At 36.3% G+C, this 16,289-nt stretch carries 19 protein-coding genes; 15 read left to right on the top strand and 4 right to left on the bottom strand.

What is annotated here, in order from left to right; genetic code table 11:
- Nucleotides 1-214 precede the first annotated feature (214 nt).
- The 12 genes from AX762_RS05960 to AX762_RS06010 all read left to right on the top strand — a co-directional run bounded on the left by AX762_RS05960 (nt 215) and on the right by AX762_RS06010 (nt 8,672).
- Nucleotides 215-541, top strand: a complete 327-nt coding sequence (locus AX762_RS05960; protein ID WP_071848245.1) for a hypothetical protein — start codon at nt 215-217, stop codon at nt 539-541.
- A gap of 196 nt (nt 542-737) precedes the next feature.
- A complete protein-coding gene (locus tag AX762_RS05965; RefSeq protein WP_071848246.1) occupies nt 738-1,079 on the top strand; it encodes a helix-turn-helix domain-containing protein in 342 nt (113 codons plus the stop codon).
- A 116-nt stretch (nt 1,080-1,195) separates the two neighbouring features.
- The gene (locus AX762_RS05970) at nt 1,196-1,690 is read left to right on the top strand and encodes a lactoylglutathione lyase family protein (protein ID WP_071848247.1); all 495 of its coding nucleotides are present in this window, start codon (nt 1,196-1,198) and stop codon (nt 1,688-1,690) included.
- A gap of 232 nt (nt 1,691-1,922) precedes the next feature.
- Complete coding sequence (locus AX762_RS05975; protein WP_071848248.1) at nt 1,923-2,912, top strand: Gfo/Idh/MocA family protein; 990 nt, start codon at nt 1,923-1,925, stop codon at nt 2,910-2,912.
- A gap of 97 nt (nt 2,913-3,009) precedes the next feature.
- The gene (locus tag AX762_RS05980; protein ID WP_218162474.1) at nt 3,010-4,080 is read left to right on the top strand and encodes a serine hydrolase; all 1,071 of its coding nucleotides are present in this window, start codon (nt 3,010-3,012) and stop codon (nt 4,078-4,080) included.
- A gap of 220 nt (nt 4,081-4,300) precedes the next feature.
- Nucleotides 4,301-4,732: a nuclear transport factor 2 family protein gene (locus AX762_RS05985; protein ID WP_071848250.1), complete on the top strand. Its 432-nt coding sequence runs from the start codon at nt 4,301-4,303 to the stop codon at nt 4,730-4,732.
- Nucleotides 4,733-4,767: 35 nt separating this feature from the next.
- Complete coding sequence (locus AX762_RS05990; RefSeq protein ID WP_177244045.1) at nt 4,768-5,697, top strand: SDR family NAD(P)-dependent oxidoreductase; 930 nt, start codon at nt 4,768-4,770, stop codon at nt 5,695-5,697.
- A 4-nt stretch (nt 5,698-5,701) separates the two neighbouring features.
- The gene (locus tag AX762_RS13135) at nt 5,702-5,824 is read left to right on the top strand and encodes a hypothetical protein (protein ID WP_256244491.1); all 123 of its coding nucleotides are present in this window, start codon (nt 5,702-5,704) and stop codon (nt 5,822-5,824) included.
- A 242-nt stretch (nt 5,825-6,066) separates the two neighbouring features.
- Nucleotides 6,067-6,705 (top strand): hypothetical protein, encoded by a 639-nt coding sequence (locus tag AX762_RS05995; protein ID WP_071848252.1) that lies wholly within the window; start codon nt 6,067-6,069, stop codon nt 6,703-6,705.
- Nucleotides 6,698-7,198, top strand: coding sequence for a hypothetical protein (locus AX762_RS06000; protein ID WP_071848253.1), 501 nt, complete (start codon nt 6,698-6,700; stop codon nt 7,196-7,198). The genes AX762_RS05995 and AX762_RS06000 overlap by 8 nt, the downstream gene beginning before the upstream one ends.
- Nucleotides 7,195-7,710, top strand: coding sequence for a flavodoxin domain-containing protein (locus tag AX762_RS06005; RefSeq protein WP_071848254.1), 516 nt, complete (start codon nt 7,195-7,197; stop codon nt 7,708-7,710). Before AX762_RS06000 ends, AX762_RS06005 begins: the two co-directional genes overlap by 4 nt.
- 164 nt (nt 7,711-7,874) lie before the next feature.
- Nucleotides 7,875-8,672 carry a TspO/MBR family protein gene (locus AX762_RS06010; protein ID WP_071848255.1) on the top strand — a complete coding sequence of 266 codons (798 nt, stop codon included), beginning with the start codon at nt 7,875-7,877 and terminating at the stop codon, nt 8,670-8,672.
- A 391-nt stretch (nt 8,673-9,063) separates the two neighbouring features.
- Here AX762_RS06010 and AX762_RS06015 read toward each other — a convergent pair whose 3' ends face one another.
- Both AX762_RS06015 and AX762_RS06020 read right to left on the bottom strand, forming a co-directional pair.
- Entirely contained in the window at nt 9,064-9,732 is a 669-nt protein-coding gene (locus AX762_RS06015; protein WP_071848256.1) for a DUF3159 domain-containing protein, read from the bottom strand.
- Nucleotides 9,719-10,066 (bottom strand): DUF1475 family protein, encoded by a 348-nt coding sequence (locus AX762_RS06020; RefSeq protein ID WP_071848257.1) that lies wholly within the window; start codon nt 10,064-10,066, stop codon nt 9,719-9,721. Before AX762_RS06020 ends, AX762_RS06015 begins: the two co-directional genes overlap by 14 nt.
- A 514-nt stretch (nt 10,067-10,580) precedes the next feature.
- Between AX762_RS06020 and AX762_RS06025 the strand changes: the two genes are divergently transcribed.
- Nucleotides 10,581-11,456: a DUF6671 family protein gene (locus AX762_RS06025; protein WP_071848258.1), complete on the top strand. Its 876-nt coding sequence runs from the start codon at nt 10,581-10,583 to the stop codon at nt 11,454-11,456.
- Nucleotides 11,457-12,583: 1,127 nt separating this feature from the next.
- On the opposite strand, the gene AX762_RS06035 is transcribed toward AX762_RS06025, so the two are convergent.
- Nucleotides 12,584-12,955 (bottom strand): VOC family protein, encoded by a 372-nt coding sequence (locus AX762_RS06035; RefSeq protein ID WP_071848260.1) that lies wholly within the window; start codon nt 12,953-12,955, stop codon nt 12,584-12,586.
- Nucleotides 12,956-13,226: 271 nt separating this feature from the next.
- Here AX762_RS06035 and AX762_RS06040 point away from each other — a divergent pair, with 271 nt between their 5' ends.
- Nucleotides 13,227-13,442, top strand: a complete 216-nt coding sequence (locus AX762_RS06040; RefSeq protein ID WP_071848261.1) for a hypothetical protein — start codon at nt 13,227-13,229, stop codon at nt 13,440-13,442.
- 129 nt (nt 13,443-13,571) lie between these two features.
- Here AX762_RS06040 and AX762_RS06045 read toward each other — a convergent pair whose 3' ends face one another.
- Nucleotides 13,572-14,987: a sodium/glutamate symporter gene (locus tag AX762_RS06045; protein WP_071848262.1), complete on the bottom strand. Its 1,416-nt coding sequence runs from the start codon at nt 14,985-14,987 to the stop codon at nt 13,572-13,574.
- Nucleotides 14,988-15,305: 318 nt separating this feature from the next.
- On the opposite strand from AX762_RS06045, the gene AX762_RS06050 reads away from it, so the two are divergent.
- Nucleotides 15,306-16,286: a hypothetical protein gene (locus AX762_RS06050; RefSeq protein WP_071848263.1), complete on the top strand. Its 981-nt coding sequence runs from the start codon at nt 15,306-15,308 to the stop codon at nt 16,284-16,286.
- Nucleotides 16,287-16,289: the final 3 nt, after the last annotated feature.

The raw sequence follows: 16,289 nt of genomic DNA on the forward strand, positions 1-16,289 counted from the left end.
CTTTAGAACAAATAAATTTCAAGTAATTAAAAAGTTTAAATGGTAGAAATTACATATCTTTTAGTATCTTAGCTTTATCTTGAAAAGTAACCATTTCAGTTAAACTATTAAAGTTATGAGTATTATAATAGAACGAAAGATAAAAAGCTCAAGAAGAAGTGGATGCTAAACTAAAAGTCATGGATCATAAACTTATAATATGAGGAGTGGAGAGATGAAAGAGAGGATGAAAGTAGCTCTTATTGGTGGAGCTTTGTTAGGTATTGTTTGTATAGTAGGAGCATATGTACGTTCTGGTTTTACGGCTACACCTATTTTTGTGTTTTCATTGTGGTATAACCGGGTTATCCTTGGGCTAATCGTTGGCGCTCCTTGGGGCGAGACCGTTAGAAAAAAGGCATTACTTCGTGGAGCTCTATTAGGCCTTTTAGTTTCTTTTGCATTCTACAGTTCCACCGGATTTCAAGATCCTATCAGTTTTGTGGCTGGTATTGTTTATGGTGTTCTGTTGGAAGGTTGGCTCAGTCAAACTGGAAAATAGAAATGCGACTGGATGAGGTATATCTAATTCAGATAAATAATGCTTGATGAATTATCTTTAATGTTCAACACTGTAATTGAATGGCGATCTAGCTAAAAGAGATATCATATTAAAAGTAGATCGAACCTAATAATGAAAATAGAAAGTTCGATTAAAATGAAGTGTCTGTAAATTTTATTTTATGGAGGTGAGGAATATGGCGAAACTTAAAAGAGAGTATACCTGCTCTTTGTTATTAACAATGGATCTGGTTGGTGGGAAATGGAAGTTGCTTATTTTGTGGCATATTATGCATGGGGATAATCGATTTTCATTATTGCAAAAAGGAATTCCCGATATTACTGAAAAAATGCTGACAACTCAATTAAGGGAAATGGAACTCACAGGATTGATTTATCGCACGGTTATTTGTGAGAAACCTTTGAATGTACATTACGCTATATCTGAACAATACCCTCAATTAAATATACTTGTTGATTCTCTGTGTGATTTCTCTAAACTATATGGTGAGAAAAATAATATAATAGTGAATGATTAAAAGATCCAATCAAGTACGTACAAAAAAGTAAGTGATTTACGGAAGCATCATCGATTGATATACTCATAATGTCGACAGAAAATAAATAAAAGAAGACTATATTTTGGAGGTATATCATGAGTTATCCTAGAAGTTTTTCACACATTGGATTATCCGTTCCAGACATTGAAAATGCGGTTAAATTCTATAGTGAGGTTATGGGATGGTACCTAGTTATGGAACCATCAGAAGTTAAAGAAGAAGTTGATACGGCAATCGGTATTATGTGCCAAGATGTATTTGGAGAGGGGTATGAAGATTTTAAAATTGCTCATATGGTAACGTCAGATGGTATAGGTATCGAGCTTTTTGAATTCAAGCAAAACGATCAAAATGCTCCAGTTTTTAATCATGTTCCAACCGGTATGTTTCATTTCAGTGTCCAGGACCCGGATATTGAAGGATTAGTTAATAAAATCGTTGAAAATGGTGGAAAGCAAAGAATGCCGATCAGAGCCTATTATCCAGGTGAAAAACCCTATAAAATGTGTTACGTAGAAGACCCGTTCGGAATTGTTTTTGAAATTTATACACATAGCTACGAAGTAACATATTCAAGTGGTGCCTATTAAAGTAAAAATAAATACCAAAGCTCATATAAATATGGGCTTTGGTATTTTTGTAAGCATTAGCTACCGAAGATGATGAGAGAACACTAAGTTGATTCAGGTTAGATAGAAAAGCGGATGAATATTATATAATAAAGGTCACTTTCAAAGATTGGTATATCTTTTAATGAATTACCATCTATAATAGAATTAAGAAGTATCCTAAACGATAAATAAAAAACGGAGGAACGTACTTATGGATAAATTTGGATGGGCTTACATTGGTTGTGGAAGTATTGCTCACACAACAGCAAACGAGCTGGTGAAGACAGATGATAATCAAATCGTGGCTGTTTGGAACAGAACAAAATCAAAAGCTGAAGACTTTGCAAAAGAATATGGTGGAACCGTCTATGATACTGCCGAAGAGGCGATCAATGCTGCCGGTGTAGAAGGAGTATACGTCAACGTAAACGGAGATAAGCACGCAGAATATACAAAACTTTCCATAAAGAACAAGAAACCTGTACTTTGTGAGAAACCATTTACTGTCAATGAAAAAGAGTCAAAGAAAATATTTGATTACGCCGCAGAAAATGATATTTACGTCTCAGAAGCAATGTGGACCTGGCACAATGAGACAGCCTTGCAGGTAAAAGAGTGGGTAACGTCTGGTGTCATCGGAGATATAAAATCGGTTAACTGTGCATTCGCCGTTCCGTTGCTCAAACATTCCGATAACCCGCGACTCACAACACCCTTTATGCTAGGTGGAGCACTCTTGGATCTTGGCGTCTATGCAGTCAGATATTGCTATGAACTTTTTGGTATACCAGAACAGATCAAATGTGAAGGGGATATGCATGAGGTGGATTACGCGGAAAAAATCGAATTTCAGTACCCAGGCTTTCAGGCTAAGATGCATATTTCAATGAAAGAAGATGCTGGAAACTTCTTTGAAATAAAAGGAACAAAGGGTTCTATTTCTGTTCCGAAATTTAATTCATCAAAACAGGCAAGATTAAAAACTGATGGAAAAGAAGAGGTATTCGAGATGGAGGGACTTTTATACGGCACTCAATTTTCCAATGTAGCAGCTGAGATCCGTGCTGGAAGAAAAGAAGGCGAGAAGATTTCTGCCAAAAGTACAATCGAAGTGATGGCACTCTTGGATGAATGCCGCAGACAGATGGGGCTTGTGTATCCTCAGGAACAGTCTAAAGATTTAGAAGGAGACAATTCATAGTAAATAAAAACTAAAGTTAGGACAATCAGTCACCTGGAATTTAACGTCTTAGGGGAGATGTACAAATCTAAAACTCTAGGTATGTTAAGGGGGAGCAATGATGGGGACCAGAATAAAAGAAGAATTCCTTGAAAAAGTTGTTGAAAAGATTGGTAACAAAAAGGGTGTTTTCAGTGCGGTACTCAGCGTTGAAAGCGGGGATAACAGTTTTTCCTGGACAGGAGCCGCTGGAGATATGCAAAAGGATAGCCAGTACTTCATTGCTAGTGTTACGAAATTATATGTGACGACAGTTGTTATGTGCCTTATAGAAGAAGGGCGAATAGAGCCGGATGATAAAATTTCGACATATTTATCTAAGGAACTCATGGAAGGGCTCCATGTTTTAAAGGCAGTTGATTATTCCAATGAAATAACCGTAAAACATCTTATATCCAATACGTCAGGAATACCGGATTATTTTTTTCATAAACAACCCGATGGAAAAACCTCTGCTTCTGAACTTATTGACGGGAAAGATGGGTCATGGCATTTAGAGAAAACAATAAAATTAGTAAAAGAACTTACTCCTGATTTTGTGCCGGGGAAAAAGGGCAAAGCGAAATATTCCGACGCCAACTATCAGCTGCTCGGCAGAATCATTGAAAACATTACCGGGAAGGATATTGGTGAAGTGTTTCAGGAGTTTATTTTTGATGAGCTTAATTTGAAGCAAACTTATGCATATAAGGACATTACTGACATTAAACCAGTTCCCTTCTATTATAAATCTAATAAACTTTGGCTTCCCAACTACTTAGTATCAATCACACCTGAAGGGGGTATTGTTTCTACAGCTGAGGAAGTAATGATTTTCTTGAAAGGATTTTTCGAGGGTCGCTTTTTCCCAAAGGAGAAGATAGAAGACATGAAAAAGTGGAATATAATATTGCCACCACCTAGTCTGTTTTCCTATGGAATAGGCTTGGAAAAACTTTTCGTTCCAAGAATAATCTCTCCTTTCAAACCCATAACAGAGATTATAGGTTTTTGGGGACAAACGGGTTCCTTTGCATGGTACAATCCTGATACGGATTTGTATTTTACTGGTACTACGAATCAGATAAATGGTGCAGGACATTCTGCTGTCCTAAAAGCAATTTTGAAGATCATCAAATCAGAGATTTAAGATATGCTACATCGATTATAAACAACAGGGGACGGTGATGTTTCTAAACTGGGTCATGTAAGTGTGCTCTGTTCCCATAAGCTTTGCTCATTCATGACAGAGCAGTCCCCGAAGTCATTTTCATCTTAAAGATACTTAAAAATCAGTATTTATATCGTAAGCGATTTCTCTAGTGATTTGTTACAATAGTATTAACAAGAAATCAAGATGGAGTTTTTTTATGAAAAAAGGCTCATTAGAAAACAAAATGTTGACCATTGAAGAAATCGAAGAGTTATGGTCGAAAACCTATAGTGCAGAAGGAAAACCAGACTGGTCACATATTTTTCCGTTTTATCATGAAGATATTATCTTTCAGGATTCAATCCAGAGAATAGAAGGTAAAGTTAAATTTGAAGCAATGTGTAATCGCTTGGCTAAGCGCTGTAAAAGCTTGAGAATGGATATCTACACCATTATTAAAACTGATAATATTGAAATGTTGGAATGGAAGATGACAATGTCTTTTCGTGTTTTTCCCCAAAAACCGATTTATGGTACCACGAGATTAACGTTTGATAGAGAAGGTCTGATTATTGAACAGAGAGATTATTACGATCTGTGGGGCGATATAATGGATGGCATTCCGATCATCAGACCCATCTACCGCTAGTTTATGAGAGTTCTTTTTGGATGAGGAGACGTAAAGTGAAAGTTAAATTTCCGGAACAATTTATGTTCATGAAAAATAGTAGAGCTGTTCAAAAGCAGAGCGATGAATCGATGGATGGGAAAGTTTGTGTCGTAACCGGTGCAACATCCGGTGTGGGGTATGAAGCTGTAAAAAAATTAGCTGCCGGCAAAGCAACCATTGTGATGCTAGTGAGAAACGAAAATAAAGCTAAAGACGTCAAAGAAGAAATCGAGAAAAAGCATTCAGTTTTTATCGATTATTTTATCGCGGATTTTTCCGATTTGAAGCAAGTTGAAAAAGCGGTCATGGCAATTATGGGTAAATACCCAAGAGTGGATGTCCTGATAAATAGTGTTGGTCTTCATTCAACTAAAAGAATATTGAATAAAGACGGTTATGAAATAGTTTTTTGTGTCAATCATTTAGCACCCTTTTTGATTACTAAACTGTTATTGAATAAACTGATTGAATCTTCGCCTTCACGAATTATTCAGGTCAATTCTGAAGGACATCGCTTTAACGGACTGAGAGTAAATGATCTGAACTGGGAAAAACGAATATATATTGGCTTGAGAAGTTACGGAGCTTCCAAGACGGCACAATTATTAACTGTTTGGCAGTTAGCAGAAGAGTTAAAAGGAACTGGTGTTACTATCAACGCAATGCACCCGGGTGCTGTGAGAACTAACATTGGGAACAACAACGGCAGATTATATCGATGGTTTTTACATCATGTAACTTGGCATTTTTTAAAAGAACCGAAGATATCCGGTGAAGCTATTTATTATTTAGCTTCATCGAGTGAATTAAGCAATGTCAGTGGCGCCTTTTTTAATCTAACAATCGAAGAAATACCGGCAAAACATGCTATGGATCCGAAAAAACAAGAAAAAATCTGGGAGCTAAGTTTGAAAATGACCGGCTTAACAAAAAAGGAGGGATGATAGAATGAGATATGATGCAGTTATTGTCGGTGGTTTAGCGAGCTCATTCTATTATGACGGTTTTTTGTTTGATTCGGGTGCTAGAGGGATCATAGATTCCGGAATTGTTAAGCCGATGCTGAAGTAACTTGATATAAACGTTGAATTTGTCAAAAGTGTTGTAACGATCGGAATCGAAAAAGAAGTGATACGAGTTGAAAAAATTGACAGTCTGAATGATTATCGGGAAATGCTTGTAAAACTTTATCCCGATAGTGAAAATGATATTGATGTTATCCTTCGTGAAATTAAAAAAGTTATGGATTATATGGAATTGAGAATCCTTTATTCAAAGATTTAAAGAAAGATAAAGAATATCTCTTTAAAACAATGTTTCCCTGGTTATTTAAGTTTGCTGCAAAATCAGGCAAGATCAAAAAGTTCAATGTACCTGTTTATGATTATCTGAGCCAGTTAACCGATAATCAATCCTTGATCGATATAATAAGTCAGCACTTTTTTCAAAAGACACCTGCTTCATTTGCGTTGAGCTATTTCAGCCTATACTTAGATTATGAATACCCAGTTAAGGGAACCCTTGATTTGGCGGAGAATCTAAAGGAGTATATCATCAAATCAGAAGGTGTTATAAACACCTGTACAGAAATCAAAAAAATTGATAGCAATAATAAATCTCTTCTTGACCAGAATAATCAGTATTATGAATATGATCAACTGATTTGGGCGGCTGATACTAATCAGCTATATAAAGTAATCGAACTGGAAACCATTAATGACAATAAAATCAAGCAAGAAATTGAGGGACAGAAAAAAATTCTCAGAGGAAAAAGAGCAGGCGATTCAATTTATTCCTTATATTTAGCCGTTGATTTGGACAAACATTATATCCAAAAAATATCGAGTGGTCATTTTTTCTATACACCTGATAAAACAGGTCAATCCAAAATTTTTAAAAAACTAAAAACAGTAAGTCAAGCAACCAAAAAAAAATTTTGCTTGGATGAGTGAGTATCTGGAGTATACTACTTATGAAATCGCCATCCCTTCATTGCGGAATGAAGAACTGGCCCCAAAAGGGAAAACGGGTTTAATTGTCAGTGTTTTAATGGATTATAATTATATCAGTAATATTGAATCTCTAGGTTTTTATGAGGAGTTTAAGCATTTCGCTGAAGATAAGATGATTACTGTCCTTGACAACAGTATTTACGGAAGCATAAAGGAAAAAGTGATCCACCAATTCAGTTCTACACCACTCACCATCGAAAGACTAAGTGGCAATCTCGAAGGTGGGATAACCGGCTGGGCTTTTACAAATGATGTCATACCAGCGATAACAAAGATGACTAAAATAAAAAAAACCAGTTACATACCAATTCCAGATATATTACAAGCGGGTCAGTGGACATTCAGTCCTTCAGGGTTACCCATAAGTGTTTTGACCGGAAAGATTCCAGCTGACAAAGCAGTTCGGACCTTGAAGAAAGGAAAAGGTAAATGAAAAATATTGTTCTATATAAAAGCAAATATGGGCACACTTTTCAGTATGCAACTTGGATTGCGGAAGACTTAGGTTGGGAAATAAGAGATCTTTCCAAATTTAAAAAAGCAGAAATAAAAGACTACGACACTATTATTTTTGGAAGTGGCGTTTATATGGGCAAAATGAACAAAATTAAAAAAGTCCTTGAATGGTTTAAAGATAAACCTATCATTATTGTTGCCTGTGCCGGCAACAATAATGTTGAGGAAGATATCACTGACATCAAAAATAATAATTTTAGTGAAGAGCAATTAGCCTTTCATACATTTTTTTATTTGCCTGGGGGTGTTGATTTTTCTAAGGTGAAAGGCATTATTAAAATGATGCTAAATGTATTTATAAAAATCGTGGAAAGAAAGAAGAAAAAAACGGAGGATGAAGAAGCGATCCTCGATAGTTATTATCATCCGACTAATTATGTTGATAAAAAGCATATTGGAGCGATTGTTTCTTATGCTGAAAAGATTTAAGGGTTTCAGACATGTATCTTTTAAATCATTTCGTTTGATAAAGTAAGCTAGAGAGCTTATTAGTTAATAGTTAATAAGTTAGAGAAAATACAGCAGTTTTTGAAGTTTGAAAATAAACGTTATAGTGATAAGGAACTTCAAAAAACATAAAAGGAGCAGTGGAAATGACACGTAAAACTAAAGCATATGTCAACGCAATTTTATTAATTCTCACATTGATCGTCAATGGTATGGGGGCTTTTGGTTTAATCAATGGGCTTTCGCAAAAAGAAGTATCAGATATGTATCCGACTTTAATCACACCAGCACCCTCCACCTTTAGCATTTGGAGTGTGATATACACGTTTTTGATTATCTCTATAGTAGTTATGATCATTAAAAATGAAGAGTTATACTATGGACGTGCGATTGACGAAATCAGTTACCTCTTCTGGGTTTCATGTATTTTAAATATTGTTTGGATTATAAGCTTTTCTTATAACTTGATCGGTCTGTCGACATTATTCATTTTTGCTTTTCTCATTGTTATGGTTTTAATTGTAAAAAAAGTTGGGAAAATACAAACGAAAAGACGCTGGCTGCTACCCATAACATTCGGCTTATATTCAGGATGGCTTTTTATCGCAACGGTTGTAAATATAGCTGCTTGGCTTGTTAAAATTGAATGGGATAGATTCGGAATAGCTGCTGAGACTTGGAGTGCCATTATTCTTCTGGTTGCAGTAGGATTGACTTTATTAGTCTTATTAAGTACCGAAAACGCAATATTCCCAATCCCTTTAGCATGGGCATACTTTGGCATCTATAATTATTTATTAGCACCGGAAGGGTATCAAGGGCAATACAACTTCTTGCAAAATGTTGCATTAATAGGGATAGTACTCTTAATTGGTATTGCAGCAATCCAGTTTTATAAAAATCAGTATAAAATCATGCCAGATAGATCAGATGGAACAGAGTGATGCCAAATAGAAAATAAGCTTGTCGAACTAATATTTAAAGCGAATAGACATAGAATTGTAGGAATGTATTCAAGCGTTACCGGTTATTATATCAAAAAATACCAGAACTCATATAAAAGTGAGCTCTGGTATTTTTTTGATTAGAGCTATTAGTAACAGCTCTTCACTAAAGTTGATAGAGATATAGAGGCAAAAGAAATGAAAATAAAAGAAAAAACACTGCCTAAAAACTATCATAAATATGTATAAAGGACATCACTGAAACGGAGATGCATGCTATGTCTATTGAAAAATTACTATATAGCAGTTTGATAATTAAAACTAGTGCTGGCCTCAACAATAAAAGCACGTGTTTATTAATAAACACATGCTTTTAAGACGGTGCCTTATGCTAAAAGCCTTTTTGCTGGCCTTCATAAGGTGGGTTTTCTTCATTTAAAAATTCATCGACACTGGGCCCTGATAATTTTTTGAGACCTTTGATTCCTAATACATAAGTTGAAATAAGTAGGATAATGTTCATCGGCCAACCCATAATAGTATTGATGTAGAAGTAAACAGAGAAGTTTCCCCTTAAAAAAAGAGAGGTTTGTATAAACAGTTTGAGCAGAAAGTAACCAGCCCATAGGAGCGTGACGTTTCTATACGCTGGACGAATATCGTCTCGCATGTACCAGTCGATTGGCCATCCTCTACTTATATGACTTAACAAAGATGCTAACGGTCGGTGAGCGATAAGCGATACTACACAGGCGGTGGCAATCAGTCCTGTTGAAATTATACCAGGAAGATAATAATTGATTGCATCGCCTGATAATAAACTGAAGCCGATAGAAAGGAGCACACCACCTACACCAACTAAAGCATATCTTTTTGTATGCCCTCTGACTATTCTATAAATGATGAGGAGAAGAAGATAAAGGAGCGTTATGCCACTGGCAAACTCTAGAGACCCCAATTGATTCGTTAGAAAAAAGATCAAAGGTGGAAATATGGCATCAATCGTTTTCTTCTGAAACACAAGGGCTAGTTGTTCTCCCCATTCTCTAACTTTTTCCATTATTTACACTCCTGTCTATGCCCTGAAAAACGACTGTCCAATCTCCTTTTGATTCGTACAGCGCTTTTAAGACGTAAATACAACCTGTCAAAAAACCAAAAATCATCATCGTGACAACCCAGACGATGATTTTCCACATTGTTTTTTCCCGGTAAACAATCCATATGGAAAACAGGGCGAATCCTACGTATAAATCGATCAAGGACATGATTCCCCACGGATTTTCGAGTAACGCTCTTCCGTCAGCAAGGAAATCCCCATTGACGAATCCATTAACCAATCCGACTGTCATTGCTAGCAAACCAATCCATGCAACTATTTTAGCAGATCTCATTTAAATATCCTCCTTTAAATAAATCACACTTTATATAATTGAATTTCTTCAGTTATATATCTGATATAATCTATCTTTTCAACATTAATTTTGATTTAATTTTACCATACATAGACTACTAAAAGCTGGAAATCTAATTTGTAGCTGTTAAGATTTTGTCAGTGATTTATACATCTGTTAATACAGGGCTATACTGTAATAGAATTAAGAAGTGTCATACCCGATAAATTAAAACGGAATTATTTACTTATGGAGAAATTTGGGTAGGTTTACATTGGTTGCGGCAGTATTGCTCACACCACAGCTAAGAAGCTAGTGCAAAAAGAGGATAATCAAGAGGATGTATTAAATTTTTCTCAAGTAAAGCGCGGCTCGGTACTGAAGGTATAACTGAGATTTAAGAATAAATGCATTTAAAGCGTCAACCTGATATGATATAAGAGTGTGAAAATAAAGTTTTTATCACACTATTAAGTTTTAAATATTTATGATGAACGAAAAAGGAGCATATATGATGAGTCAAAAGGAAGTCGTGCAGTCGCTGTTTCAAAATAGGATCGGTATTCTGGCAACGATGCACAAAAAGGAAAAAGTCATTTCACCTATATTGGAGAAAGAGTTAGAGATTAAAATTATTGTACCAGAAGGGTTTGATTCGGATAAGTTTGGTACTTTTACCGGTGATGTTGAACGTACTGGAGGTCAGTTTGAAGCGGCACGAAGTAAAGCTGAAGGTGCGATGGCATTATATGGAGAAACCTTGGCAATTGCCAGTGAAGGAACATTTGGTCCTCATCCCTTTGTCCCTTTTATTCCTTTCAACCGAGAAGTCGTATTATTAGTTGATAAAGAGAATGATATTGAGATTAGCGGAATTGCAACGACTACTGAAACTGATTTTAAACACAAAGTGGTAAATAGCTTTACGGAAGCCTATGAATTTTCTTTATCCGTTGGTTTTCCCGAGACAGGCATGGTAGTTAAATTAAGTGAGCGTTCAAAAGATTCAAGCGAAATGATCAAGGGGATTACAACAAAAGAAGAACTGGAGAAAGCAGTTACGTTTGCTTTAGGAAAATCAACTAACAGCGAAGTTTTCTTAGAAACTGATATGAGAGCATTGTACAATCCAAAGCGTATGAAAAACATCGAGGCTGCAACTAGGGACCTTGTCAAAAACATACGTAGTCTCTGCCCGAATTGCGAATGGCCGGGTTTTAAAGCGACAGAAAGAAAAAAGGGACTGCTCTGTGAATGGTGTAAACAACCGACCGAACTGACTTTATCGTATCAATACAGCTGCAATAAATGTGGACACAATGAAGAAAAATTGTATCCAAATGGAATAGAACAAGCGGATCCGGGTAATTGTCAGTATTGTAATCCTTGAATCAAGATAAGATTTATTTTGCAAGAGAAGAACTCCAGATATGAATTTCATCTTATTGATTGAAAAGTTATGAAATATCATATCTAGCTTACCAAAACAGATTAGCTATCCTTTAAACATCAATGATTGGTTTGGGAGGCTTACTAATTTGGAAACACGATTGGAAGTTGTCAATGATACTAAAGAACAGGAAGTGGGAGAACGCTTCCCGCTCTACTATTTTCGGGCTCTCACACTTAGGGTTTAACATTCCACCCAAGGTCGACGTGTACTGGGTAGGTGAAGCAGTTCCCGGGCCTTTTTATATTGAAGCAGAAGGGACAAAGAGTGATTTCATAATGAATAGTGCAAAAAAACTGGGATACAATTTAGTTGATAATTCAGAAATGCTCAAAAAAATCCTATAGCAGCTGAAGGAAATACCCTCAGCAGTTAATAAGCCGGATCTTAGGCTATTAGGCTTAGAAAAGCAGGTCTTGAATAAGGCCTGCTTTTTTATGCCTGAAATGTGTCGTGCATTCTGACTCATACAAGATATGATAACTATAGGATTTGAATTTTTTTGAATAAACAAATCATCAGAGCTTCAAAGAAACGACTTAATTAGATATTCGATAAGCGCCTGAAAACTGTGGTGCTTATTTTTGACGTTTAGACTAATGCTATTGTAAATTATATTAGAAAAGGATTTAGTGAAAAAGTGTAACCTTTTCCAGGTTGAAACATATATGGAGTGAAAGGAGGTTTCCGATGAAGTCTGATGCCATGGACAGAGCGTAAAAAAAACATCATAAAGAACTGTATCTATATGCCTTAAGTCTCTAAAGAGATGTAGATGCGGCAAATGACTTAGTCAGCAAAACCTTCCACATGGCATTCATCGCATCAAACGTACCGGAAAAGTCTTTTAAGTACTGGGTTTTCAGAGCTTTTAGGAATATCTACAGGATGTCTTCTGTTGATTCTCATCAATAGAGGTAGGCACGGCTAGTCTTGTGTTTGATTATGACAGAACTGAAAATATACTTTAATGCTAAGGGTAATAATTTACAGAGTAAAATATAAGCTACAAGTGAGTGCTATTTCATGATTTCATTAGCGGGTACTTATCTTTCGAAGTCACTGGTCTAAATATGCTGGTCTATCAATATTGAGTTGCCATCCGGATCTGTCATGAAGAAACTTCCAGGACCCTTTTCTCCATCCAGTAACTCTTGTTCTGTGGGTATTTTTTGTACTTTAACATCTTCATAAATTTCGCGAACATCAGAATAGTCTGTGAGTTTTTTACTTGACTGGTCCCATCCTGGATTAAAAGTCAAAATATTTTCATCGATCATGTTTTGAAAAAGACCGATCACAGCATCACCATTTTTCATAATCAAATAGTTTTGATCAATTTCTCCAGCGAAAACCTTCAACCCTATCTTTACGTAAAATTCTTCGGAAGCATTTAAATCCTTGACATTGAGACTAACTGAAAATGCGCCTAACTCCATTATTATCCCTCCTAAATAATTCCATTTATAAATCAGTATAATTTACTTAATGTACTTAATATAATTTAAGGCTCTAACTTTGCAAAAACCCGAATTAGTTTTAATAAAGTTACATTAGGTCACTGCCAAATTCCAGTAAGTTCAGAATTTCATCATTCAACTTTGGATATAATGTGTAAAAGTATTTAGCTTATTGCTCTGTTTGTTCAGTAGAATAAAGTGGTATGATGAGATCAATATATATCATTAGATCATAGGGGGGCTAGAAATTATGTCTGATAAAAAGAAGAATGAAATGAACTACTATCTTAGTTATGGAATAAGTTTTGGTCTTATAGCAGGTACTGGTTTGGGAGTGATATTCACTGCCTTAACAAATGGAATTCAAAATGGGATGATTTTCGGGATACCCGTAAGAGCAGGAGTAGGAATGCTTTTCGGCATGGTAGTTGGTATGCTGATGGATTCCAATAATAATAACAAGTGAATTTCATGAGGTGTTCTTATACTATATCAAATATAAGAACACCTCATAAACACGTTTATTGCGTTTTATAATAAAAAACTATCCCCTGAAAATAATCAGGGGATAGTTTGTGTATGTGAATCTTGTTAGTCAACCACTTTTTTTTCTGCCAAAATATACGATGCCAAAGATTAAAAAGGCTATTGTCACAATGATTGATAGTATCAGAAAGGCCACGGGCCCGAATTGATAGATAAACGGAAGAGAAGCAGCGGTAACGATACCTCCGCCGACAAAGGGTTCGAACAAAATCTGTTTGTATCCATAACCTTCCAGCGCAGGCGTCTGATGCTCAGGATCGGCTATTTTCATTAAGAGTATACCTGTCGCAGCCATTCCTGTTGCCTGACCGAAATCCCCCAGACCTCTTTCAAACCAATAATCCGGTATCAGACGAGGACCAATAACCAGGAAGGCAAAGACGTTCCATATAACTGCCGTGATGGATATCAAAAAGAACGGGATGATATTATCACCAATGACTGCCAATGATATAGTCGCCAGTGCAGAGAAGAGTAAAATGTCCAATGCAAATCCGGCTATTTTACTAATTAAGATAAGATCGATATAGTTATCTATTTTCAGTTTCTCCGAGACAAGCTGAACCACTATACCGCCGATCATTGCAAGCGGGAAGAGTGGGATATAACTGAGGAGATAGATGTCTGACCATACTCCCCAGGTTGAGGCTTCAAGAACAATCAGCCCCTGCTGAAAAATGTAGCCGATGACAATCGCCAGGGCAATGAGAGAAAAATGAAAGGCCAGCGGTTCAATTGCTTTTGCTTCCTTTACGTCAGGTTCAAAGTCGTACCCGTGCGTTTCGCCAATGGCTTCACGTTCCTCCTCAGTAAAGTAAGGCCGACCTCCGACGTGTTTGGCTACCCCTTTGCGAAAAGCAATGTTGATGATCAGAATACCGACAAGAACACCACTCAATATTCCGACTGTTGCCAGTCCGAGAGCCAAATCAAGTCCTTCAGGAAATCCAAGATCAGTAAATGTATTCGTCAAGCCGGCGGCAGTTCCGTGTCCACCGACAAAAGCAATCTCAATCAGTCCCCCGGCAAGTGGATTCATCCCGAATACAGGAGTCAATACAAATAACGTTAACAGTAAGCCGACTACGTATTGCCCCCAGGATACAACTTGACCCATGACAATCTGTGGTCCAGCAGTATGCCAGACCTTCTTCAGGCTAGGAATGGCTTTACCTATAAAAAGTGAGGCAAAGACAATATTAATGAACATCCCAGGAAGTGGACGCCAAACGTCTAACACAAAATTGGGGATCAATCCAGTATGAAATAAGGATGATTCATCCAGCAAGGTGGAAGTCAATTTTCCCAAAACATCTGGTCCTAACATTAACGCGACGAAGCCGGCAATGATTGAACTTGGCAGAAATAAGTTGTGCAGCCATTTAGTACGGTACCGAAAAGTTTTTCCGACAAGAAGAAAAATACCAATCAGTAAAAAGCTAAAACCAATTCTATTTGGAGACATGATAGTCCCTCCTTTTAAATCTTTATAAAATTTATATATGTCCAAACTTTTATTTTATATTAAATCACCCAAGCATACAACAAACACTCTTAAGAGAACGTTTTCAGAAGTAAGTGACAGTCATACTTTTCGAGCATGAACCATCAAGGGTTCGCTTTGGTACAAGGATGAATCGAAGAGTATACTAAGAGAAAGAGATTAGATAAATAAGTCAAATATATAAAGATTCAGCGTAACGTGATATACATAAGAAAAGAGTTCACCTGTCAAGGAAAATAACAGAATTGTGTGAATCGCTTAAACTAAGGAGGGATAATAGTGATTGACAGATATATATATGCAGTTACCAGGGAAATGCCGGAAAAATCAAGACAAGAAGTTGCGCTGGAACTAAGGGAATTAATCAATGGAAAGATAGAAGGAAAGGAAGATACTCTCACCGAAGATGAAAAAATAGACCAAGTATTGCGAGAACTCGGAGAGCCAAAAGAATTGGCAAATCGTTATAGAGGAAAAGAAAGGTATCTTATTGGACCTAAATACTTCTACAAATATCTCTTCGTCATGAAGATTGTTATTATATCTATTATCATCGGGATATCAGTGGTATCAGGAGTGGGAGCAATATTTTCCACTGAGAGCATCGCTGAAGTAACTGGCGGTTATCTATTTACCTTGTTTTCTGCTGTCTTACAAGGAGCGGCTTGGGTGACCGGAATCTTTGCTTTATTGGAATACAATGAAGTATCCGTGGAAACTAAAAAAGAACAGGGTGCTTGGGAGCCTTCTCAATTAGCAGCATTAAGAAATGAAAAGGCTCTAATATCAAGAGGAGAATCTATCTTTGCTATTATTATCAGTACACTATTATTGCTATTTTTTTTCTTCCTGTATGAGAAAATTGGTATTTATTATAGAGTGGACAGCGAGTTTAGTTTTATTCCCCTTTTTAATATAGAAGGAGTTACTCCGTTTAAGCTCATTGTTTTTCTGATATTCACTATCAACATCTTGGTGGAATTAATTAAGATTATAAAAGGCAGATGGACACTTAAAATAGCTACCATAATCACGATGCTAAATGTAATATCTGCGGCGCTATTTATCGATGTCATCTCCAATATGAATATTTGGAGTAGCGAATTCGTGCAGAGATTCGAACAGTACATGCCAATATCCTTTGAAAGGATGATATTTTTAACAACAGTAGTTATCATCATCGTTACTATTGGTGAATCTGTGTCTGCTTTGTATAAGGGGTACAGATACGGAAAAAAATTTAAAATCACGCAAGAATAAAAT

It is taken from the genome of Alkalibacterium sp. 20 (genome assembly GCF_001885615.1).
Classification (GTDB): domain Bacteria; phylum Bacillota; class Bacilli; order Lactobacillales; family Carnobacteriaceae_A; genus Alkalibacterium.